We start from the raw sequence: 21,454 nt of genomic DNA, 5'->3' as shown, positions 1-21,454 counted from the left end.
AGGGGCAGCAAATCCCCCCCCATCGACTGTTTCAGGCTGACAGTCGATGGGGCACCGAGCACCAACCAACGAAGGAGAGTGCACCGTGTCAGGAGCAAGTATGGTGCGTCCGGCCCCCGAGAGGGTGGCCGAGCGGGCGCGAGGGATCTTGGCCACCATCGAGGCCGACCCCGAGTTCGGGCGTCTTTGGGACACATGCGCCAAGTACTCGTCCGACTGGGATGACTTCTACGGCTACCCGGTCATCCCGGACTACGACGCGATCGGCGACGCTCCCGCCCTGTTCAAGGAGACCGTTCGGGGAATGGCCCTGAAGAGCGCCGTGTTCGCGCTCACGGACGGGGACGAGGAGGCTGCGGAACTACCCCTCCCCGTGCCGGTCGACGTGATGTCCCACGCGCTCATGGCGCAGTTCACGTTGCTGTGCCGCATGCAGGAACGCGGCGGGTTCCAGTTCGTGCACATGACGGACATGGAGGAAGGCCCCGGGGGCGGCGCGTGGGACCACGGCGACTACACCCACCAGTGCTACAAGAGCGCGTTCGGCGACGTGCACCCGCGCTTCTGGATCGGAAGCGCGGAGACCGAACGGCGCCGCGCCGTGCTGGACGAGGTGTACGCCCGCATCGGTGTCACCGACCGCGGGAAAAGGGTGTCCATCCCGCTAGGCGCCGCCACCAGCTAGGCACGACAACCGGCGCATCCTGTTCGGTCTCCACCGGGGCGGGCCCGAACCTGTCAGGTTCGAGTCCCACCTTGTGGGGGTGGACACATGCCGGGGTGCCATCGGGAGCGTAGCGGTAGCCGTCCTCGGAGTTGAACGGAGCTTCTCGGTTCGGACGGTCGTAGACCACGAACCCGGACCGGGGAAGCCGTTTCGACGGGCAGATACCGCACGCAGGGTCGTCGGCACCTGCGAAGGGTTCGTTCACAGACCCGGAGCTTAGTGCCGCATGACAGGCTCGGGGCCCGTTCCGGCCTTCCCACACGCGGAAGGCCGATGGGACGAATGGGTGTCCCACAGCGCGCGATGTGAGACACCCATGCCGCCCCAATCGCAGCGGGCGGGGCTACCCGCCCCCTTGGCCCTCGTCCCGGGCGCTCCGATCCGCGACGTACGTTCCACGCTGCGGAACGACGAACAGCATCCCCTCGGAGACCAGGACGGCGATCGCCCGACGCACTGTCGGACGGGACAACCCGAACTCATCGCAGAGACGAGTCTCTGACGAGATCGGACGACGGGGCTTCCAGTCACCGCGGGCGATACGCGCCCGCAGGATGCCGGCGAGCTGGTGAAACGGCGGCTCGGGGGCATCCCGCTCGATCTCGTCATCAGGGCCGTAGTCCATCCGACCAACGGTAACCGGGTCCATCCGACAGAGCACAGCAAGCCATGTCAAAGGCTCGACACCAACAGAGAGGTCTCCCCATGAATCCATGGATTCTGAGCGAGTGTGACCACCAGTACGAGATGTGGAGCGGTGCTGAGCGCTGCATCAAGTGCGGCCACACGCGACGCTAGTTGAGGGCGGGAGGGGCACCGGTCAGTCGGTACCCCTCCCCACAGAGTGGGGACCACATGAACGAGCGAATCGAATGGGAAGAGTTGCCGGAGAATCTCCGCCGTGTGGTGGAGGCGTGCACCGGCACCGTCGTGGCATCGAAGAGCGTGCCGAGCGGGTTCAACTGTTCCACGGCCCTGACGCTGCACACCCTCCGCAGCGGGCGCCTGTTCTTCAAAGGGGTACGGGCGGACGACGGCGACGGGGTAGCGGGATTGGTGCGCGAGGAGCGGGTGAACGGAGCCTTGGGCGGCATCTGTCCGGCGATCCGGCACCGCTTCGAGGTCGGCGGATGGACCTGTCTGGCGTTCGACCACATCGACGGGCGCCATGTCGACTACGGCCCCGACACGGGCGATCTTCCTGCCGTGGCTGACGCCCTACGGCGGATGAACCGCCTACCAGCACCCGGTCTTCCCCTCCCGCGACTCTCGGAACGCCTCGCCGACCATCTGCGTCCCGGTGAAGCGGACCACTTGGCCGGCACCCATCTCCTTCACACGGACACGAACCCCCACAACGTCCTCATCGACCGGGAGGGACACGCACACGTCATCGACTGGGCGATGCCCGTCCTTGGACCCGCATGGGTCGACGTCGCCTACACGGGCCGGTGGCTCATGCGCTTCGGACAAGGCCTGGACGACGTCGCCCGCTGGCTGAACGGGTTCACCAGTTGGCAGGAGGCCGACCCACGAGCGGTCGAGGCGTTCGTGAACGCGACCTGCCGCCAAGCAGCGGCACGCGTGGGCGAACGAGGGTCATCGGTCAGCAACGCACAGTTCCGAAACCTGGTCGATGCGCTCGGCACCCGCACGCCACGGCGCGCGTAGACCCGCCCACGGACCCCTTCGGGTGTCCGGACGGGGCTACTCCTCCGCCTCGTCCCCGTCCGAGGGCCGGACGAACGTCCCCAGACTCGGGACAGTCGTGATCAGCCCCGACTCACGTAGCGCCCTGGTCGCCTTGCGGATCGTGTCCCGGTTGACCCCGAACTCAGCCGCCAGCCTGACTTCCGAGAGCGGGAAGCGCTGCGGATACTCCCCGCGCTCGATCCTGCGGGATACCTCTTCGGCGATCTGCTGCCACTTGGGGCGCATGGGGTCGAACTCCACCCCCTGACGCTACCGAGGCGCTGACCACGACGCACTCCCATCCCGGTCCGCCGACAGGGGTGGACAGGGGGGTATAGGGTATCCGTCGTCGAAGACGAAAACACCCCGACAGACCGCGGGAACGGTCCATCGGGGCTCGCCGAACCAGCTTTAGGGAGCTGACCGACGTATGCGTGAGTTTATCGTCCGTGCACTCATGTGGGTGTCCGCCCACCTGACGTTGACCCGCCGGACCCGACCGGGGCGCCACACCGCCGAACACTTCGCCGCCCGCCCCGCCGGGCCGGCCTCCGGCACCGCCCCCGGGCGGGTGAGCGCATGGGCCCGCCCGTGGACCGGCCCGAGCGCCACCGAAGCCCGAGCGATCTTCCACGCGGAGGAAGCCCGCCGTCTGAGCCCAGAACAGCGCGAGCGCTACTACGCCACCGCCTGGGCCGAACGGGGCTACGACTACCCGTACACCGCCCCCGGAGTCCACCAGGTCCGGACAGGGGCGACCGCATGACCCGCGACGCGCTCACCAACGCCCCGCCCACCGAAGCAGGCACCCACTGCTGCCACTGCGGACGCTGGACCACCGCCCCCGTCGTCCTCGGGTACGGCAGCGTCAGCGGCACCGGGTTCATCACCCACCGCGTGTGTCCCCAACACGCCGGCGCATCCGGCCCCTGCACCGCCGACCACCACACCACCGACTGACAGACCCACCAACGGCGAAAGGGCCGTGCCCGGCCTGTTCGGCGGGATCGACCCGTGCGTGGAACTGGTCACCGCGGACCACGGGGTGCGGGTCGCCGCCCAGACCGTGCGCCAACTCGTCCTCCCCGGCTGGCTCCGCCGTCCGCCGTGCCGGTGGCGGGTCCGTCGCTGCGCGGGGTGCGGAGCGACGGACCCGCCGGTCGGGTCAGCGCCGGGCGATGCGCCGGCGCCGGACGGCGAGCAGCACGCCGATGCCGACCGCCGCGAGCACGCCGGCGATGCTCGCGGTCACCGCGATCCCGTTGCTGCCGGTCGCGGCCAGCGGGCCGCCGGCCGCGGGCGAGGTCGACGCACCCGTTCCGGCGGACGGTTCGGCGGCCCCGCCGGTGGTGGAACCCCCGGTGGTCACGGCGGTGCCGTCGTCCGGCTCCGTCCCGTCGTCCCCGCCGGTGGTTCCGGCCCCGCCGGCACCGCTGCTGGTGGTGCCGTTCCCGCCGGAGCCCTGGCCCCCGCCGGTGCCGTCGCTCCCACCGGTGGCTCCACCCCCGCCGGACGCACCGGCCCCGCCGTTCCCGCCGGTGCTCTCGCTTCCGCCGGTGCTCTCGCTTCCGCCGGTGCCGCCGGTGTCCTCGCCCTCGACGCCGCTCCACCGTGCGAGGGCCTCGGCGCTCGTGGTGGCTCCGCTCGGCGCCACGAGGACGATCGACTGGGCGTGGTCCGCCGCGGTGGGCGTGCCTCCGGGCGAGGTGGGCACCGAGACGATGCGGCCGTGGTGCGCGGAGCCCGGGGCGGTGGCCGTGATCGTGGCGGTCCCCGACCGGTTGGTGCCGCGGAGGTCCAGGTACAGGGCCTGACCGTCGACGACGGAGTTCGGGTCGAGCGCGACGCCGTTCTCGTCGGTCAGCGTCGCCCCGGGGGTGACCGAGACGCGCACGGTGGGGCGGTTGGTGCTCACGACGAAGGGGCCGACGATCGTTCCGGCCTCCTGCGCGGTGCTCGGCGCGGAGATCGAGATGCTGGTGGCGGCTCCGGTCGGCGGCGTTCCCGTGCTCGCGTTCGCACCGTTGATCAGGTAGTAGTACGCGGCCTCCGAGTCGCTGGTCTCCCACGCCCAGGCGGCGTCGAAGCCGAGGTCGGTGTACCGCCAGATCGCGTACTGCATCGCCTCGATGGCGTCGTTGCGCGCGATCCCGGGCACTCCCGCCGCGGCGCCGAACTCTTCGAGGCTCAGGGCCGGATAGCCGTGTTCGAGTACCCAGAGGACCTTGCCCTGGACTGCCGGATCGGTGAAGTGGTTGGACCCGAGGAAGTCCTCGGGCCCGCTCACCGTGCCGGTGATGTCCGTCAGCGCGGTCACGTCGTGCTCGATGCAGTAGGCCCAGAGGTCGGGCTCGCCCGGATCGTCGAGGTCCGCCGGCACGGGTGAGTGGACGGAGAAGAAGCCGGTGCCGCTGTATCCCTGCCGGTTCTCGATGTACACGGTGTCGCCGCTCTGCGGAGGGTCGGCCTCGGCCGCTGCCACGGCCGTTCCGGGCACGAAGAGCACGACGACCGCGAGGAGACCCGTCGTCACCACGCCCGCGCGTCGTGTCCATCGGCTCCGTGCCCTGCTGGCTATTTTCACGTCCGGTCCTTTCCTTGGAAGGAGAGCCGGTTGACACGAGTACGTGAACCCGCGCATCGCGCTCTGCACCGGACACGATATCCACCCATTCAGTCCATTTGGCATATCAGGCGTGTATCTGACGTCACATCTTGTAACTACTCATAACCTCTCCGATCACCTGTGTCCTACCGGAACTGACGATCCGTGACGTCCATCGAGCGGACCGGCCGCCCCCTCCGCGGACCGACCGTCTCCGCGTCACTCCGGGCATTGCGCACGCCACTCCTCTTCGAGGACGCTGAACGTCAGGGAGTCCCGCCAGCCGTCCCGTATCCACGCCGTGTGCCGGAGGTGGCCCTCGTACGTCATGCCGAGCTTGGCCAGCACGCGGGCGGAGGCCAGGTTGCGCGGGTCGCAGGTGGCGACGATGCGGTGGAGTCCCAACTCGCCGAAGCCGCGCGAGAGGAGCTGGTGCCCGATTCCCGTGCCGATGCCTTGCCCCCATGCCCGGGGGTGCACGACGTAGGAGATCTCGCCCTGGCGCCGCGTGTGGCTGCGGACCCGCAACTCCCCCACGCCGACCACCTCGTCCCCGAGACGCGCTCGGTAGACGAACCTCCGCCGGGGCGTGCTCGACCGGGCCTCGACCGCGGCCCTCACGAAATCGCGCGTCTGGTCCTCGTCGTTCGGCCCCCAGGGCTGGAAGCGGCAGGCCTCCGGGAGACGGGCCCAGGAGTGGACGGCCCGCCAGTCGTCGAACACGATCTCGTCCAGGGACACCGAGTGCTGGCTCATGAGTCGATCCTGTCAACCGGCGCCGGACCGGGCCACGGGTCCGCGAGCGCCCGCTCCCGGCGATCCCGCGACCGTCGCACACCGCCCGAGGACCTGGGGCAGCCGCGCGGGCCCCGCCCCCGCCCGGGTGACCCCGCACACGTCGTCCCCGCCCGGGCGCGGGTGGCACCCTTGCAGCATGAATGCATCCGCCCCGGCGCCCACCCCCGCGCCCGCGCCCCGTCGTGCCCGTGTCCGCGCCCCCGAGCTGGTCGGCGAGGGCGGCTGGCTGAACACCGGCGGCGAGGAGCTGACCCTCGCGGACCTGCGGGGCCGCATCGTCGTCCTGGACTTCTGGATTTCCTGAACCAATGTGAGCACTTCTCGCTAGCGTTGGGGACGTGCACCAACACACCACTGCTGACCTGTACTTGCGCCTGTCCCTGGACCGGGAGGGCAAGACGGCGATCGACCGCCAGGAAGCCGACTGCCGCGCATGGGCGGAGCGCAACGGACTCACTGTCCGCAAGGTCCACATCGACCGTGGACGTTCCGGTTACAAGAACGTCAGCCGCAAAGGTTTCGATGCAGCGATCACAGCAGCCACGGCCGGCGTCGTGGGCGTTCTGATCGTCTGGAAGCTCGACCGCCTGTCCCGCAAGGGCATCGGCGAGGTCGGCAAGGCACTGGACGACATAGGCCGGGTCGGCGGACGGCTGGTCTCCGTCATGGACGGCCTCGACACGAAGAACGACAGCGCCCGCGTCACCATCGCGATGCTGGCGGAACTGGCGCGCAACGAGTCCCGCAACCTTGGGATGCGCGTCGGCAACGCCAAGCGGTACCTACGGCAGCGGGGCCAGTGGGTCGGCGGACAGCCGCCTTACGGGCTGCTGGTGGACCCGGAGGCGAAGAAGCTCGTCCACGACCCCGAGACCGCCGTTTACGCCCGCCTGATCGCCGACGAAGCGCTGTCCGGGAAGGCGCTCGTCCACATCGCCCGGCTGCTGAACGAGCACGGGGTGGAGTCCGCCCGTGGAGGCGAGTGGAACTCGTCCAGCGTCATGCAACTCCTTCGTTCACCGGCCTTCGCCGGTCTCATGCCGCAGACCGAGTACGAGGAGCAGCCGGACGGGACACGCAAATACATGAACCGGGTCTCTCCCTACCGAGACCCGGAGACGCTGGAGACCGTGAGCATTGGTGAGGGGATCATCACGGTCGGGGAGCGCGAACTCATCCTCCGCCAGCTTGAAGCGCGCACGTTCCCGCTGGCGGGGAAGCGGCACAGTCACAAGCAAGGGAAGTCTCTGCTCACCGGGATAGCGCGTTGCGGGCTCTGCGGGGCTCGGATGAGCAAGGCCGGCACGTCGTACCAGTGCTCCAGCCACCGGATGGGGCGAGGATGCTCCGGCGTATCGGCTCGGGTCGAGAGCATCGACGACTACGTGACTCAGGCATTCCTCTCACGCCTGCCGTCCCTGGAGCCTCAGGACCCGCTCCTCGCCGTGATCGCCGATCGCTGGGTGCAGAGGGAGGACCCGGAGGTTTTCGCGAAGCGGGACGCGATCGAGGCGGAGATCGCGGACGAGGGGGCTCGTCTGTCGGACTTGGAGGAGGCCAGGTACGTCCGTGGCGAGTTCACCGGCGCAGACGCGATCGACCGGTACAACCGGCTCGCCGGACGACTTCGTACCCGGATCGAGGGGCTGCGCGCGGACCTACTGCGGATGCCGACCCCTTCGGTGGACATCTCTCCGCTCCTGGATGCGGGTCTGCTACGTGAAGCTTGGGAAGGCGACGATGCGGCCGGAAGACGTGAACGCCTTGGCCTCGCAATCGATCGAGTGGAAGTCCAGCGAGGCAGGGTGGGCGTGAGGTTCGACGGCGACGAGCGCTGCCGGATCGTCTGGGCGACGAGAGACGGTGCTGGGGAGGAGTCAGCGGGTGACGAAGTGACGGAATGACGGTCGAAGCCCATTACCTCTTTAAGAGATGTTCTGAGCTCTATAGACGGAGTAGAGCAAACCGTCATTCCGTCACTTCGTCACTGGGGCGGCCCGAGGGTCGGCGCGAAGTTGCGCTGTGGTCACCATCCCGACCCCGGCCTCAGCTCGGAACGTGCACGCTGGGTATGGCCCCGTTTTTCGGGCCCATCGTGGGCTCTGACCAGCGCATATCGACCGCCGAAGGCACGAGAGCGGCACAGTTAACGCCCTGCAAAGCCCGCCGAAGGCCCCACCCGTGGGGTCTTCGGCTCATCAAGTGCCCCGTCGGATGTCACTCCGGCGGCTGGCTGTACCTCTCCAGCGTCGCCTTGCTCGTGGACCGATCCACCAGCCGCAGTTCCCAGGGGCCGGTATTCACGTCGAAGTCCTTGCCGAAGCCGACCCACTTCCCGGCCATACGCCGCCCGGTCGGCTCGACCAGGAGTTGGATGGCCCCGTGGTAGCGGGCCCCGTTGTAGTAGCCGTCTGCGGCAGTCTGCTCGACCCACGTACCCGTGACCACGTTGCGATCAACGGTCAGATCCAGCGTGAGCGGGCTGTCCGGGTTGCTGCTCGCCCCAGGCAGACTCTGAACGGTCAGCCGGTTCCGATGCTGGACGATCACTACGTAGTGCTTATCCTCGTACGAGTCGCCCCGGCTCGAAGAGAAGAAGGCAACAAGCAGCTGAAACGGGCGTTCTTCCTGGCCGCGTTCGCCTCACTCGGCGACCCGGCCTCCCGCGCCTACTACGACAAGAAGATCGGCCAAGGGAAGCGGCATACCCAGGCACTTCTCTGTCTGGCCAGGCGCCGGGTCGACGTCCTGTTCGCCATGCTCCGCGACGGGACCTTCTACGAGTCCCGGCCAGCCGAAGCGGTCAGCTGAGCCGTGGTTCCGCCAGCAGCACCACGCGGTCGGCATCGGCATCGAACCCGAGAACGGGGCGGAGTGGATCGGACTCCGGAGTCAACGTCACCGGCTTACCGAGCCGGCGCCCGATCGCCCGCAGCAGACGGCACAGCAGGTTGACGCCGTCCTGGCCCCACAGCTCTCGCAGATCAACATCGAAGTCGATAGAGCTGGCCTCATACGCCCGAAAGATCACCAGGAATCCAGTAGCGGGCCAGACCCTCAACAACGCGTCGGCGCCCTCGCTGCGGGCCAGCATGTCCGCAGCTCGCGGCAGCCGAACCGGGACGCCGTCCTCGGAGTACTCGCACGACCACCCCTGCGACCGCACCAGATCAAGCACCGCCTGCCAGTCCTCGACCGAGGTATCTGCGACCCGCCCATCTGGCAGCGACCCCATCAGGCCAGGGTCGAAGAACTCCCTGACGTCGTCCCACAGCAGATCTGGCATCTCGCCATGCTGCCTGGCCACCCGCCCGAACGCAGCCCGATTTCCTTGACGAACCTCATAGAGGCACCCCCCGGTAGTCGGCGCACAGGAACCCTGTTCGTCCGGGGCGTCCAAGGAGGCTAGTCCGTGGTGGAGCGGATCCCGTAGCTGCGCAGGACAACGGCGTCGTACATCCGTGATCCGGTGTTCATGGGCCAATGGCAAGCTTGAAACATGAACGATGCTGCCTCGGCGCCCACTCCCGCGCCCCGTCGTGCCCGTGTCCGCGCCCCCGAGCTGATCGGCGAGGGCGGCTGGATCAACACCGGCGGGAAGGACCTGAAGCTCGCCGACTTCCGAGGTCGCACATTGATCCTGGACTTCTGGACCTTCTGCTGCGTGAACTGCCTGCACGTCCTGGACGAGCTGCGGGAGCTGGAGGAGAAGCACCGGGACACGGTGGTGATCGTCGGGGTGCACTCGCCGAAGTTCGTGCACGAGGCGGAGCACGCGGCGGTGGTGGACGCGGTGGAGCGGTACGGGGTGGAGCACCCGGTGCTGGACGATCCGCGACTGGCGACCTGGCGGCAGTACGCGGTGCGGGCCTGGCCGACGCTGGTGGTGATCGACCCGGAGGGGTACGTCGTCGCGCAGCACGCGGGCGAGGGGCACGCGCACGCGCTGGAGCGGTTGGTGGCGGAGCTGGAGGCCGAGCACGCGGCGAAGGGCACCCTGCGGCGCGGGGACGGCCCGTACGTGGCGCCGGAGCCGGCGGCGACGGAGCTGCGCTTCCCGGGCAAGGCGCTGCTGTTGCCGTCCGGGAACTTCCTGGTGTCGGACACCACCCGGCACCAGTTGGTGGAGCTGGCGCCGGACGGGGAGGAGGTGCTGCGGCGGTTCGGCTCGGGCGAGCGGGGCTTCGCGGACGCACCGGCGGGGCGGGGCGAGCGGGCGGCGTTCAGCGAGCCGCAGGGGCTGGCCGCGCTGCCGGACGGTTCGGTGGTGGTCGCGGACACGGTGAACCACGCGCTGCGCCGGCTGGACCCGGTGACGGGGGCGGTGACGACGCTGGCCGGCACCGGGCGCCAGTGGTGGCAGGGCTCGCCGACCGGCGGGCCGGCCCGGGAGGTGGACCTGTCCTCGCCGTGGGACGTGGCGTACTTCGGCGGGCGGGTGTGGATCGCCATGGCGGGCGTCCACCAGCTGTGGACGTACGACCCGGTGGAGGGCACGGTGGCGGTGGCGGCGGGCACCACCAACGAGGGGCTGGTGGACGGGCCGGCCGCGGAGGCGTGGTTCGCTCAGCCCTCGGGGTTGGCGGCGGGCGAGGACCGGCTGTGGGTCGCGGACTCGGAGACCAGCGCCCTGCGCTGGGTGACGGAGGACGGGACGGTGCACACCGCGGTGGGCACCGGGCTGTTCGACTTCGGGCACCGGGACGGGGACGCGGCCGAGGCGCTGTTGCAGCATCCGCTGGGGGTGACGGTGCTGCCGGACGGTTCGGTCGCGATCAGCGACACCTACAACCACGCGCTGCGCCGCTACGACCCGGTGAGCGGGCGGGTCAGCACCCTGGCGACGGACCTGCGGGAGCCCTCGGACGCGGTGGTGGTGGACGGGGACGTGGTGGTGGTGGAGTCGGCGCGGCACCGGTTGACCCGCTTGCGGTTGCCGGAGGAGGCGGTGCGGGTGGCGGCGGTGGCGCACCGCACGCGACGGGAGGCGACGGAGGTGGCGCCGGGGGCGCTGATGGTGGACGTGGTGTTCCAGGCGCCGGCGGGGCAGAAACTGGACACCCGGTACGGTCCGTCGACGCGGCTGCTGGTGTCGTCGACGCCGCCGGAGCTGTTGCGGACGGGCGCGGGCGCGGGGACGGACCTGTCCCGTGCGCTGGAGCTGGACCCGGCGGTGCCGGAGGGGGTGCTGCACGTGTCGGCGATGGCGGCGTCCTGCGACGACGATCCGGCCAACCCGTATCCGGCGTGCCATGTGCACCAGCAGGACTGGGGGGTTCCGGTGCGGCTGGTGGCGGGCGCGGCGGACCGGTTGCCGCTGGTGCTCGCAGGGATGGACCCGCAGGAGGCGTAGCGGGCCGGCGGACGGCCGCGTCCCGTCCCGGTGGGGCGGGGAGCGACCGCCTCGGTAGCCTGGCGCCACCGGCGTCGGGGGGAGCGGATGGTGGCGAACGTGCTGGCCGTGGCCGTGGGGGCCGCCATCGGCCTGGTGGGGGTCCTGTTCGGTGCGTGGTTCACCGCGCGCCGGCAGGATCGCCTGTGGCTGCGCGAGCAGAAGCTCAGGGCCGGAATCGGCTTCAACACGGCGGTGGTGCAGCTGTTGGACCACCTGAAGGGCACCCGGCTCGGGGACGACGGTCCCGGGGCCGACGAGTGGGTGCAACGGATGCAGGAGGCGCGTTCGGCCCTCTACCTGCTCTGCGCCGAGGACACCGTCGAGCTCGCCGACGCCCTCGCGCGTCGGGTGTGGAGCACCCGGCCCACCGACGGCAGGGACGAGCACCGGGCCGAGTTCCGGGAGACCCTGGACCTCCTGCATCGCTTCACCCATCGGCTGCGGCGGGAGATCGCCGAGTCGTAGCCCCGCTTCCGGGCGGGGGCGCCCGGGTGCCCGGGGCCCGGCGGTGGCCGGGCCCCGGGGGCGTCAGCGGGTGTCGTGCCGTTCGTCGACGACGGTGGTGGCGCCGGGGACGAGGACCCGGCGTCGGCGGGCGATGCTGGTGAAGGCCGCGATGCCGATGAGGCCCACGGCGATGAGGACGAGTCCGACCACGTCGAGGTTGAGGCCCTGCACCTCCCAGTCGGTGGCGAAGGTGAGGATGGCCCCCACCGCGAGGAGCAGGATGCATCCGCCCAGTCCCATGGATCTGGCCTCCCTGTCGGCTGTGCCGAATCGTTGCGGCAGTTCCGTTCGGGGGGCGCGTACCCGGGCTCCGGGGGGTCATGCGCATGCCCGTTCCCCCGCGGCGGGGGAACGGGCACGGGACGGGCGGGACGGGACGGGTCCGGGTCAGCCGGTGAGGAACGCGGTGAGGGCGTTGGCCAGCTGATGGGGGTCGTCGGCGGCGCACAGTTCGCGGGCGCTGTGCATGGAGAGGATCGCCACGCCGATGTCGACGGTCTTGATGCCGTGCCGGGCCGCGGTGATCGGGCCGATGGTGGTGCCGCAGGGCATGGCGTTGTTGGAGACGAAGGTCTGGAACGGGACGCCGGCCTTCTCGCAGGCGGCGGCGAACACGGCGCGCCCGGAGCCGTCGGTGGCGTAGCGGTTGTTGACGTTGACCTTGAGGATGGGGCCGCCGCCGGCGCGCGGGTGGTGGGTGGGGTCGTGGCGCTCGGCGTAGTTGGGGTGCACGGCGTGGCCGGTGTCGGAGGAGAGGCAGACGGTGCCGGCGAGGGCGCGGGCGCGGTCCTCCAGGGTGCCGCCGCGGGCGAGGACGCTGCGCTCCAGGCAGGAGCCGAGCAGCGGGCCGTCGGCGCCGGTGTCGGACTGGGAGCCGTTCTCCTCGTGGTCGAAGGCGGCGAGGACGGGGATGTACGGGAGGTCCCCGGTGGCCGCGGCGGCGGCGAGGGCGGCGACGCCGGCGTGCACGGAGATCAGGTTGTCCATGCGGGGCCCGGCGACGAGTTCCTTGTCGCGGCCGAGGTAGGCGGGGGCTTCGACGGGGTGGGTCATCAGGTCCCAGCCGGTGACGGAGTCGGCGGGGAGGTCGTGCTCCTCTTCGAGGAAGCGGATGAGGTCGCCCTCGTGGGCGTCGCCGAAGCCCCAGACGGGCTGGAGGTGGCGCTGGGGGTCGAGCTTGAGGCCCTCCGCGCTGACCTTGCGGTCGAGGTGGATGGCGAGCTGGGGGACGCGGGCGAGCGGGCGGTCGACGTTGACCAGGCGGTGGGTGCCGTCGCGCAGCGAGAGCCGGCCGGCGATGCCGAGGTCGCGGTCGAGCCAGGAGTTGAGGAGCGGGCCGCCGTAGATCTCGACGGCGAGTTGGCGCCAGCCGTGGGCGGAGCTGTCGGGGAGGGGCTTGATCCGCAGGTTGGGGGAGTCGGTGTGGGCGCCGACGATGCGGAAGGGGGTGTGGGCGCTGGCGCCCTCGGGGACGTACCAGGCGACGACGGCGCCACCGCGCAGGACGTACTTTCCGCCCGCGGTACCGTCCCAGGCGTCGGTTTCGGCGAGTTGCCGGAATCCGGCCTTCTCCAGCCGCTGGGCGGTGTTCGCCACGGCGTGGTAGGGGGAGGGGCCGGCCGCGAGGAACGTCATGAGGTCGTCAGTGTGGCCGCGGTCGAAGCGGGGGGGTTGGCTCATGGGTTCACCTTAACGACGAGCAGGGGCCCGCCCCCGGGGGTGTGAGCGGGCCCCTAGTGAAATGTACATGTCGTGGGTGGATGTCCGGGGTGCCGGATCTTCGCACCGGCCGTTCGGGGGGTGCGTCCGGCTCAGAAAGCGGCTTCGTCGAGGTCCATGATCCCGAGGTCCACGGACTCGGCGAGCAACCGCTCGGTGGCCACCCCGGGCAGGACGTTCGCCGCGAAGAACCGGGCGGCGGCGATCTTGCCGGCGTAGAAGGCGCGGTCCTTCGGGGACGCGGACGGCAGCTTCTCGACGGCGACCGCGGCCCCGCGCAGCAGCAGGTAGCCGACGACCACGTCGCCCGAGGCGAGCAGCAGCCGGGTGCCGTTGAGGCCGACCTTGTAGAGGGAGCGGACGTCCTGTTCGGTGGCCGCGAGGTCGGTGAGCATCACGCCGACGATCGCCTCCAGCTCGCCGGCGGCCCGGGCGAGCTGGTCGCGGGCCGCGGCCAGCTCCTCGCCCCCGGAGCCGAGGGCGAGGAACTTCTTGATCTCCTCGGCCAGGGCGTTCAGCGCGGCGCCCTGGTTGCGGACGATCTTCCGGAAGAAGTAGTCCTGCCCCTGGATCGCGGTGGTGCCCTCGTAGAGGGTGTCGATCTTGGCGTCCCGGATGTACTGCTCGACCGGGTACTCCTGGAGGTAGCCGGAGCCGCCGAGCACCTGGAGCGACTGGGCGAGCTGCTCGTACGCCTTCTCCGAGCCGTAGCCCTTGACCACCGGCAGCAGCAGGTCGTTGAGGGCGTGCTCGGCCGCGGCGTCCTCGCCGGCGGCCTCCTTGACCGCGATGGCGTCCTGCACGCTCGCCGTGTAGAGGACCAGCGCCCGCATGCCCTCCGCGTACGCCTTCTGCGTCATCAGCGAACGGCGCACGTCGGGGTGGTGGGTGATGGTGACCTTGGGCGCGCCCTTGTCCATGAACCGGGCCAGGTCGGTGCCCTGCACGCGCTCCTTGGCGTACTCCAGGGCGTTGAGGTAGCCGGTGGAGAGGGTGGAGATCGCCTTGGTGCCGACCATCATGCGGGCGAACTCGATGATGCGGAACATCTGGCGGATGCCGTCGTGCACCTCGCCGACCAGCCAACCCTTCGCGGGGTGCCGGTCGCCGAAGGTCACCTCGCAGGTGTTGGACGCCTTGAGGCCCATCTTGTGCTCGACGTTGGTGGCGTACACGCCGTTGCGCTCGCCGAGTTCGCCGGTCTCCACGTCGAAGAGGAACTTCGGCACCAGGAACAGCGACAGCCCCTTGGTGCCGGGGCCGGCGCCCTCGGGGCGGGCCAGCACGTAGTGGAGGATGTTCTCCGCCAGGTCGTGCTCGCCGGAGGTGATGAACCGCTTCACGCCCTCCACGTGCCAGGTGCCGTCCTCCTGCTGCACGGCCCTGGACCGGCCGGCGCCCACGTCGGAGCCCGCGTCGGGCTCGGTGAGCACCATCGTGGAGCCCCAGGCCCGGTCCACGGCGAGCGCGGCGATCCGCCGCTGCTCCTCGGTGCCCTCCTCGAAGAGGATGCGGGCGAACGCGGGCCCGGAGGCGTACATCCAGATCGCCGGGTTGGCGCCCAGGATCATCTCGGCGTACGCCCAGATCAGGCTGGTGGGGGCGGGGGTGCCGCCGATCTCCTCGGGCAGGCCGAGGCGCCAGTACTCGGAGTCGATGAACGCCCGGTAGGACTTCTTGAAGGACTCGGGGACGGGGGCGGTACCGGTGGCGGGGTCGAAGACGGGCGGATTGCGGTCGGCGTCGGCGTAGGACGCGGCCAGTTCGTTCTCCGCGAGGCGGGTCATCTCGGCCAGGATGCTGCGGGCCGTCTCCACGTCCGTCTCGGCGAACGGTCCGGTGCCGTAGATCCGGTCGCGGCCGAGCACCTCGAAGAGGTTGAACTCGATGTCGCGGAGATTCGACTTGTAGTGCCCCATGGCGACGGCTCCGTAGGTAGCTCGGTGATGACACGCGTACTGGCGAGTAGCAGGTACTCACGATGATGCTACCCATCGGTAATATCGGCAACCCCCCGACGCGCTGATCCTTCCCCCGACCGTCCCCCCGTGATGCGCCCGCACCGCACCCGGACGGGCGCGGCCCGGCGGCCCCCCGCCGCTCGGTACGCTTGCGCCCATGTACGGCTACGACCAGCACGCAGGCGGCGCCGCCCCTGGGCAGAGTTACGCGCAGCCGCAGTCCCCGCCCCCGCCGGCGACCGGCGGGTACGCACAGCAGCCCCCGCTGTATCCGGAGCCGTCCCCGCCGTCCCTCGCGGACGCGGTCCGGGCGTTCACCACGGGCTCCATGGCCGCCGAGGACTTCCAGCAGATCTTCGCGACCTCCAAGGTGTACTGCCCGCGCGGCGACAACCCCGGGTTCCTCGCCCTGCACAACACCCAGCAACCGGTGATCCCGATGTTCACCACGTTGAAGGAGTTGCGCCGGTACGCGGGCAAGGAGTCCAAGTACTTCGTGATCACCGGCGCGGAGGTGACCGACCTGCTGCCCACCGGGTACGGGTTCGTCCTCGACATGGAGGGCGACCACCGGATGGTCTTCGACGCGAAGGCCGTGGAGCAGATGGTCGACTTCGCGATGCGCCGCATGTACGGCTGAGCCGGGGCGCCGCGGGCACTGCTGAACCCCGGCGCCCTCCCCGACCGCCACGACGGCCCCGGTGACCCCTTCGGTTCCGGGGCCGTCCGGGTGACAATGACCCCGGGTGCGGCACCGGCCGCCCCGCGGGACCGGCCCGGAACCAGGGACCCGGAACCCGGGGCTCTCGGGGCTCTCGGGGCTCTCGGGGCTCTCGGGGCTCTCGGGGCCGAAGACGAAACGGGGTGTCCGGATGGGACGCAAGGGCCGCGCCGCCGAGCGCGCCGGCAAGATCGTGGGCACGTACGCCGACTGGGCGGGCATCGCCGGCGCGGGACTCGTCCTGGTGCTCGGCTTCCTCTCCTACTTCCAGGGCCGCGGCCCGCTGCTGCTGGTCGTCGGCCTGCTGGTGCTCTCGCTCAACCTCTTCACCTTCGGCCCCCGGCAGCGCCAACGCCGCGAGGCCCGGGAGCGGGCCGCCGAACGGCGCCGGCGGGAGCAGGAAGCGGAGCACGAGAACGCCGAAGGCTGACCGGCCGGGTGCGGATTCCGCTCCGCACCCCACCGGTCAGCCCGTGGACCGTCGACGGCGTGACCGTCAGCCCAGGTGAGCCGCGGGCGGGGCCTCACCCGTCGCGGGACGGGCGCCGCGCAGGGCCACCACCGTGATCACCAGGCCGGCCACGAACAGGCCCGCCGCCACCAGGTAGGCCGCCGCGTAGCCCTCGGTCAGCGCCTCCGCCGCGCGCTGCATCAGGCTGGCGTCACCGGTGGCCGCCGCCTGGTAGAAGCTCGCCGAGGCGTTCGGCAGCACGTCGTTCGACTGCGCCACGGCCACCGTCGTCAGGGTCGCCAGACCCAGCGCACCACCGATCTGCTGCGCGGTGTTCAACAGCGCCGAGGCGATCCCGGAGTCCTGCGGGGCCACGCCCTGCACCGCGCCCAGGGTCATCGGCACGAAGCTGGCGCCCAGGCCCAGCGCGGTGACGAACATCGCGGGCGCCAGGTGCCCGGCGAACGAGGAGTCGGTCTCCAGCATCGCGAACCACAGCATGCCCACCGCGCCGACCAGCAGTCCGGGCCCCGCGATCCGGCGCGGCGACCAGCGGGAGATCAGCCGGGAGCCCATCGTCGCCGAGATCATCATGCCGATGCTGAACGGCAGGTAGGCCAGACCGGTCTTGACCGGGCTGTAGCCCAGCACCTGCTGCATGTACAGGGTCATGAAGTAGAACGTGGCGAACATGCCCGCGCCCAGGAGCAGCATGGTCACGTAGGAGCCGGAACGGGTCCGGTCGGCGAACAGCCGCAGCGGCAGCATCGGGTGGTCCACCTTGGTCTGGAGGACCAGGAACAGGGCCAGCATCACCAGGGCGACGGCGAACGAGCCGAGGGCCAGTCCGTCGGTCCAACTGTGCTCGCCACCACGGGTGATCCCGTACACCAGGGCGATCAGACCACCGGTACCGGTGATCGCACCGGGTATGTCCAGCCGCCCGTGCTCCGGCCGGCCCTCGGCCAGCAGCTTGGTGCCGAAGAGCACCGCCACACCGATCGGGACGTTCACGAAGAACACCCAGCGCCAGTCGAGGTAGTCCGTCAGGACGCCGCCGAGCAGCATGCCGACGGTGGAGCCGATGCCGGCCATGGCCGCGTAGACGCCCATCGCCTTGTTGCGCGGGGCGCCCTCGGGGAAGTTGGTCGTGATCAGCGACAGCGCGGTCGGGGCGGCGACCGCCGCGCCCACGCCCTGGAGCACCCGGGCCGCGATCAGCAGGAACTCGTTGGTGGCGAAGCCGCCGAGGATCGAGGCGACGGTGAACACGACGATGCCGAAGCGGAACATCCGGCGGCGCCCGAACAGGTCGCCCGCCTTGCCGCCGAGCAGCAGCAGACCACCGAAGGCCAGCGCGTAGGAGTTCACCACCCAGGCCAGCGTGGACGCGGAGAGGTCCAGGTCGGTCTGGATGCTGGGCAGCGCGATGTTGGTGATCGTGCCGTCGAGCACCACCATCAGCTGGGCCGTCGCGATCACCACCAGGGCCCAGCCGAGCGCTCTGGGGGGTGCTCCGCTGCCGTGCGCGGTCGCGGTCGTGGTCATGGGGAAGCTCCTCGTGAGGCGTCAGGGGCGTACCGGTCCGCCCGGCAACACCAAGCGAGAAAACTAACCGAGCGTTGACTTTTATTTCTCACCGAGCGGTGAGAAATAGCTCACACCCCGTTCCCGGACCCGCCGGTCGGGCCCCCGGAACGCCTCGGAGCCCGCCGCACGGGAGGTGCGACGGGCTCCGACGGAACGCGCCCGGACGGGTCCGGGACTAGGGTTCCGGTTCCGTTTCTGGTTCCGGTTCTGGTTCCGGTTCTGGTTCTGGTTCTGACTCCGGATTCGGCTCCGGTGCGGGTCCGGCCGTCGGCTCCGGGGTGATCAACTCGCTCAGCACGGGCACCGCCAACCGCAGCACGTCCGCGAGGTCCGCCTCCGCGAGGTCCGGCATCCGCAGGATGAGCCGGTGCATGGCGACGCCCATCATCATGGCGCCCACCAGGGCCGACTTCAGCCGGGCGTCCGGGTCGTCGCCGAGCCGCTCGGCCACCGGGTCCACCGCCTGCGCGGTGACCCGCCCGCGCAGCAGCTCCGCCGCCTCCTCGCTGGTCATGCTGGCCCGCAGCAGCGCGGTCATCGGGGTCTCCGGGTCCTTCGACCAGTTGTCCAGCATGTTCCGCAGGTAGTTCCCCACCGACTCGCGCGGATCGTCGGTGGTCATCTCCGCGATCGGGATCTGCCAGGCCACGGCCTCCCGGAACAGCTCCTGCTTGGTCCCGAAGTAGTGGATCACCGACGCCTTGTCGACGCCGGCGTCCGCCGCGATGGACCGGATCGTCGCCCGCTCGTAGCCGCACTGCGCGAACTGGCGCCGGGCCGCCTCCAGGATGCGCCGCCGGGTGCGCTGTCCCTTGGTCTCCCGCTCCGCCTCCGGCCGGGCCTCCGGTACGGGTTCCGGTTCCGGACGGGCCGTCGCCTCCCGGACGACCGCCTCCGGGACCGTGACCCGCTGTTCCTGCGCGTCCGGGACGTCACCGCTGGTCACGACGGCTCCTCTCGGGTGGGGGCCCCGATGGTACGCGGGACGGGACGCGGTGCCCGAGGGGGGTCGGCGGCGGTCGGGCGGTTGCCCGGGGTCAGCGGGTGGCGAGGCGGGCAGCCCATGTGGTGGCCCTGGTCAGGTGTTCGGGTCGGAGTCCGGTATGGGGGTCGGGTTGGACGAGGAGGGTAGCGGCTCCTCGTGCGGTGCGGGTCGCGGCCCAGTCGTGGTCGAGGGTGGTGAAGTCGTCGTCGATCCAGACGGCGGGTGCCCCGTGGAGCCAGGCGTCGACGCGGTCGCGCTTCCAGAGGTAGCCGTTGGGGTGGCTGGTGGTGATCCTCGGGCGGGGGAGGTCGACATAGGGCAGATCGGGGAGACCGAGGAGGGGGCCGATGAGGGCGGTGGCGTCCTGCCGCCAACTGGTGCACCAGACCGGGGTGACCAGGCCGGTGCGGATCACCTCCATGAGCAGGGCGCTGTGAGTGGGGTCGAGCCAGACGCTGACCGGGGCGTCCGTGCTGCGGCCGGTGGGGACGACGTCGTGTCGGGTGTGGGTGGCGGGGATCGAGCCGTCCGGGCCGGGGAAGGGGATGAGGACGCCGTCGACGTCGAGGAGCAGGTAGGGCGGGCGCATCCGTTTCCTCCGTGGGGAGTCGGGACGAGTGGCGGTCAGAGTTTGCGGGCGCGGATCAGCAGGGTGGTGGGCCAGTGGCCGGTGCGGGGGTCGTGGAACTCCTGGGCCGAGGTGGTCCAGAAGCCCGCCCGGCGGAGCTGCCTCTCCCAGCGGTCGGGGGCGAACTCCCAGCGGGCGACGGGGAGTCTGGTGCGGTCGGGGAGGGTGACGTGGTCCCGGCAGGGCCGGTCGTCGCCGGACGGGCAGCGACCGGCGCGCTGCGGGTGGGGGACGGAGAAGGCGAGCACCCGGCCCGGTGGGAGGCGTCGGGCGATGGCCGGGAGCAGGAGTTCGGGGGCGACGAGGCCGATGGCGCCGAAGATGGAGTAGATCGCGTCGAACTGTTCGTCGGAGGCGTGCAGGTGGTGCAGGGCGTGCCCGGCGATGAAGGTGAGGTTGTTCAGTCGTCCGTAGTGGGAGCGGGCGCGGCGGACCTGGAGGCCGACCAGGTCGACGGCGGTGACGTGGGCGTGGTGGCGGGTGGCGAGGTGGGCGGCGTTGTGGCCGGGGCCGCAGCCCAGCTCCAGAACGCTCTTGCCGTGCAGGTCGGCGCCGAGGGCCTCGGCGCCGGGGCCCTGGCCGGGTCTCGTGGTCCATTCCATCCGGGTGGGCGCGGAGAGGGGTGCGGCGGGTCCGGCGGCTGCTCGTTGGAGGGCGTGCGCGTGCCAGGGGGACGTCGGGGGAGCTTGGGTGGGCACGTCAGATCTCCAGGAGGTGGAGGACGTTGTCGAGGTGGCGGCGTACGACCTTGAGGTAGGTGGGGTCGGTGGCGGGGTCGTCGACCCAGCGGATGGACTGCTCCATGAACCACTCGACGGCCCACGTGCGGTGCCAGCCCAGGGCCCAGTTCTCGGCGGGGAGTCCGCCGCGTGTGGTGAGAGCGTCGGGGGTACCACCGGCGGTGACGTACTGCTCCAGGAGGGTGCGGAGCCGTTCGGGCTTCGGGGGTTCGACGGTGCCGTGCCAGCTGGCGAGGTCGAGCAGGCCGGGGCCGGTGAAGGCGCGGGCGAAGTCGAGCATCCGCCAGCCCTGTCGGCCGATGTGGAGGCTGGTGGGGTGGAACTCGGAGTGCACCCAGCCGAAGGGGGCCAGGGTCGCCCCGGCCGAGCGCGCTTCGGCGGCTCGGGAGATCCGGTCGAGTGCGTCTTCGACGTCGTCGGCTTCCTGCCATCGGTCGGCCTTGCGCAGCCGGGCAAGGTGCTCCAGCGCCCGGCTCGGTAGCCTACGCAGCCGCTCGTGGTCGAGGACGGGTAGGGGCACGGCCGTGCGGGCCCCGTGCAGCACCACGGCCGCGGCGATGCCGTCCAGGTCGTCGGCTTCACGGGTGGCGGGTCCGAGGTCCTCCATGAACATGCCGAGCCAACCGTCCAGGACCGCGGAGGCATGCACCCGGGGGACGGGCAGGCCGCAGGTGCGGGCCAGCCGGAGGGCCTGGTCCTCGCTGTCGAAGGGCTTCTTGGCGTACTTGAAGACGGCCGTGGAGCAGTCGGGGAAGGTCACGCGCTCGACCCCGGACAAGGACCACACGCGTACCTCCTCCCGTACGGCGGCGGTCTGGCCGGTCAGGGTGAGCAGGTTGTCGAGGAGTTCGGCGCTGGGGTTCGCGGTCATGTGAGGGCTCCGGGAGGGTGGTGGTGGCGTCCGGGGCGGGCGGGGGTGCCGGCCCGCCCCGGAG

23 protein-coding genes and 2 pseudogenes are annotated in these 21,454 nt (G+C 70.8%); 11 read left to right on the top strand and 14 right to left on the bottom strand.

All coding sequences use genetic code 11. The features are described 5' to 3' along the window. The first annotated feature begins 85 nt into the window (after positions 1-85). Positions 86-685: a hypothetical protein gene (locus ABT092_RS03080; RefSeq protein WP_351239128.1), complete on the top strand. Its 600-nt coding sequence runs from the start codon at positions 86-88 to the stop codon at positions 683-685. A gap of 385 nt (positions 686-1,070) precedes the next feature. Here the strand turns inward: ABT092_RS03080 and ABT092_RS03075 are convergent, their stop codons facing one another. Then, positions 1,071-1,352, bottom strand: a complete 282-nt coding sequence (locus ABT092_RS03075) for a GntR family transcriptional regulator (RefSeq protein WP_351239126.1) — start codon at positions 1,350-1,352, stop codon at positions 1,071-1,073. Between the two features lie 230 nt (positions 1,353-1,582). On the opposite strand from ABT092_RS03075, the gene ABT092_RS03070 reads away from it, so the two are divergent. Next, complete coding sequence (locus tag ABT092_RS03070) at positions 1,583-2,398, top strand: aminoglycoside phosphotransferase family protein (RefSeq protein WP_351239124.1); 816 nt, start codon at positions 1,583-1,585, stop codon at positions 2,396-2,398. 36 nt (positions 2,399-2,434) lie between these two features. Here ABT092_RS03070 and ABT092_RS03065 read toward each other — a convergent pair whose 3' ends face one another. Beyond that, a complete protein-coding gene (locus ABT092_RS03065; protein WP_351239122.1) occupies positions 2,435-2,680 on the bottom strand; it encodes a GntR family transcriptional regulator in 246 nt (81 codons plus the stop codon). A 169-nt stretch (positions 2,681-2,849) separates the two neighbouring features. Between ABT092_RS03065 and ABT092_RS03060 the strand changes: the two genes are divergently transcribed. Then, positions 2,850-3,185, top strand: a complete 336-nt coding sequence (locus tag ABT092_RS03060; RefSeq protein ID WP_351239120.1) for a hypothetical protein — start codon at positions 2,850-2,852, stop codon at positions 3,183-3,185. Beyond that, the gene (locus tag ABT092_RS03055) at positions 3,182-3,379 is read left to right on the top strand and encodes a hypothetical protein (protein ID WP_351239118.1); all 198 of its coding nucleotides are present in this window, start codon (positions 3,182-3,184) and stop codon (positions 3,377-3,379) included. The genes ABT092_RS03060 and ABT092_RS03055 overlap by 4 nt, the downstream gene beginning before the upstream one ends. A 205-nt stretch (positions 3,380-3,584) precedes the next feature. On the opposite strand, the gene ABT092_RS03050 is transcribed toward ABT092_RS03055, so the two are convergent. Continuing rightward, positions 3,585-4,955, bottom strand: coding sequence for a thioester domain-containing protein (locus ABT092_RS03050; protein WP_351239116.1), 1,371 nt, complete (start codon positions 4,953-4,955; stop codon positions 3,585-3,587). 288 nt (positions 4,956-5,243) lie between these two features. Then, the gene (locus ABT092_RS03045) at positions 5,244-5,780 is read right to left on the bottom strand and encodes a GNAT family N-acetyltransferase (RefSeq protein WP_351239114.1); all 537 of its coding nucleotides are present in this window, start codon (positions 5,778-5,780) and stop codon (positions 5,244-5,246) included. 178 nt (positions 5,781-5,958) lie between these two features. Between ABT092_RS03045 and ABT092_RS03040 the strand changes: the two genes are divergently transcribed. Both ABT092_RS03040 and ABT092_RS03035 read left to right on the top strand, forming a co-directional pair. After that, positions 5,959-6,126 carry a thioredoxin domain-containing protein gene (locus tag ABT092_RS03040; RefSeq protein WP_351239112.1) on the top strand — a complete coding sequence of 56 codons (168 nt, stop codon included), beginning with the start codon at positions 5,959-5,961 and terminating at the stop codon, positions 6,124-6,126. 34 nt (positions 6,127-6,160) lie between these two features. Further along, positions 6,161-7,726 carry a recombinase family protein gene (locus tag ABT092_RS03035; protein ID WP_351239110.1) on the top strand — a complete coding sequence of 522 codons (1,566 nt, stop codon included), beginning with the start codon at positions 6,161-6,163 and terminating at the stop codon, positions 7,724-7,726. Positions 7,727-8,039: 313 nt separating this feature from the next. Here ABT092_RS03035 and ABT092_RS03030 read toward each other — a convergent pair. After that, positions 8,040-8,420, bottom strand: a pseudogene (locus tag ABT092_RS03030) (XRE family transcriptional regulator); the annotation flags it as partial. Between ABT092_RS03030 and ABT092_RS03025 the strand changes: the two are divergent. Beyond that, positions 8,403-8,633, top strand: a pseudogene (locus ABT092_RS03025) (IS110 family transposase); the annotation flags it as partial. The pseudogenes ABT092_RS03030 and ABT092_RS03025 sit on opposite strands and share 18 nt — an antisense overlap. On the opposite strand, the gene ABT092_RS03020 reads toward ABT092_RS03025, so the two are convergent. After that, positions 8,626-9,108, bottom strand: coding sequence for a hypothetical protein (locus tag ABT092_RS03020; protein WP_351239108.1), 483 nt, complete (start codon positions 9,106-9,108; stop codon positions 8,626-8,628). The pseudogene ABT092_RS03025 and the gene ABT092_RS03020 overlap by 8 nt on opposite strands. Before the next feature lie 213 nt (positions 9,109-9,321). Between ABT092_RS03020 and ABT092_RS03015 the strand changes: the two genes are divergently transcribed. After that, on the top strand, positions 9,322-11,175 hold the full coding sequence (locus ABT092_RS03015; protein ID WP_351239106.1) for an NHL domain-containing thioredoxin family protein: 1,854 nt from the start codon (positions 9,322-9,324) through the stop codon (positions 11,173-11,175). Between the two features lie 90 nt (positions 11,176-11,265). Next, complete coding sequence (locus ABT092_RS03010) at positions 11,266-11,682, top strand: hypothetical protein (protein WP_351239281.1); 417 nt, start codon at positions 11,266-11,268, stop codon at positions 11,680-11,682. A gap of 63 nt (positions 11,683-11,745) precedes the next feature. On the opposite strand, the gene ABT092_RS03005 is transcribed toward ABT092_RS03010, so the two are convergent. The 3 genes from ABT092_RS03005 to ABT092_RS02995 all read right to left on the bottom strand — a co-directional run bounded on the left by ABT092_RS03005 (position 11,746) and on the right by ABT092_RS02995 (position 15,362). Then, positions 11,746-11,964: a DUF6458 family protein gene (locus tag ABT092_RS03005; RefSeq protein ID WP_351239104.1), complete on the bottom strand. Its 219-nt coding sequence runs from the start codon at positions 11,962-11,964 to the stop codon at positions 11,746-11,748. A 147-nt stretch (positions 11,965-12,111) separates the two neighbouring features. Beyond that, positions 12,112-13,404, bottom strand: a complete 1,293-nt coding sequence (locus ABT092_RS03000) for a M18 family aminopeptidase (RefSeq protein ID WP_351239102.1) — start codon at positions 13,402-13,404, stop codon at positions 12,112-12,114. Positions 13,405-13,535: 131 nt separating this feature from the next. Continuing rightward, positions 13,536-15,362 carry an acyl-CoA dehydrogenase gene (locus tag ABT092_RS02995; RefSeq protein ID WP_351239100.1) on the bottom strand — a complete coding sequence of 609 codons (1,827 nt, stop codon included), beginning with the start codon at positions 15,360-15,362 and terminating at the stop codon, positions 13,536-13,538. Between the two features lie 199 nt (positions 15,363-15,561). On the opposite strand from ABT092_RS02995, the gene ABT092_RS02990 reads away from it, so the two are divergent. Beyond that, entirely contained in the window at positions 15,562-16,044 is a 483-nt protein-coding gene (locus ABT092_RS02990) for an SseB family protein (protein WP_351239098.1), read from the top strand. Between the two features lie 232 nt (positions 16,045-16,276). Continuing rightward, a complete protein-coding gene (locus tag ABT092_RS02985) occupies positions 16,277-16,555 on the top strand; it encodes a hypothetical protein (RefSeq protein WP_351239096.1) in 279 nt (92 codons plus the stop codon). Between the two features lie 66 nt (positions 16,556-16,621). Here ABT092_RS02985 and ABT092_RS02980 read toward each other — a convergent pair whose 3' ends face one another. The 5 genes from ABT092_RS02980 to ABT092_RS02960 form a co-directional block, all read right to left on the bottom strand. Further along, entirely contained in the window at positions 16,622-18,124 is a 1,503-nt protein-coding gene (locus ABT092_RS02980; RefSeq protein WP_351239094.1) for an MFS transporter, read from the bottom strand. 217 nt (positions 18,125-18,341) lie between these two features. Next, on the bottom strand, positions 18,342-19,112 hold the full coding sequence (locus ABT092_RS02975) for a TetR/AcrR family transcriptional regulator (RefSeq protein ID WP_351239092.1): 771 nt from the start codon (positions 19,110-19,112) through the stop codon (positions 18,342-18,344). A gap of 91 nt (positions 19,113-19,203) precedes the next feature. Continuing rightward, positions 19,204-19,740: an HAD domain-containing protein gene (locus ABT092_RS02970; RefSeq protein WP_351239090.1), complete on the bottom strand. Its 537-nt coding sequence runs from the start codon at positions 19,738-19,740 to the stop codon at positions 19,204-19,206. Between the two features lie 35 nt (positions 19,741-19,775). After that, positions 19,776-20,381 (bottom strand): class I SAM-dependent methyltransferase, encoded by a 606-nt coding sequence (locus ABT092_RS02965; RefSeq protein WP_351239279.1) that lies wholly within the window; start codon positions 20,379-20,381, stop codon positions 19,776-19,778. Positions 20,382-20,478: 97 nt separating this feature from the next. Then, positions 20,479-21,390 (bottom strand): phosphotransferase family protein, encoded by a 912-nt coding sequence (locus ABT092_RS02960; RefSeq protein ID WP_351239088.1) that lies wholly within the window; start codon positions 21,388-21,390, stop codon positions 20,479-20,481. Positions 21,391-21,454 lie beyond the last annotated feature (64 nt).

Origin of the sequence: Streptomyces sp. NPDC002490 (genome assembly GCF_040296045.1) — a bacterium.
Lineage (GTDB): Bacteria > Actinomycetota > Actinomycetes > Streptomycetales > Streptomycetaceae > Streptomyces.
This window is presented reverse-complemented; position numbering and strand designations above follow the sequence as displayed.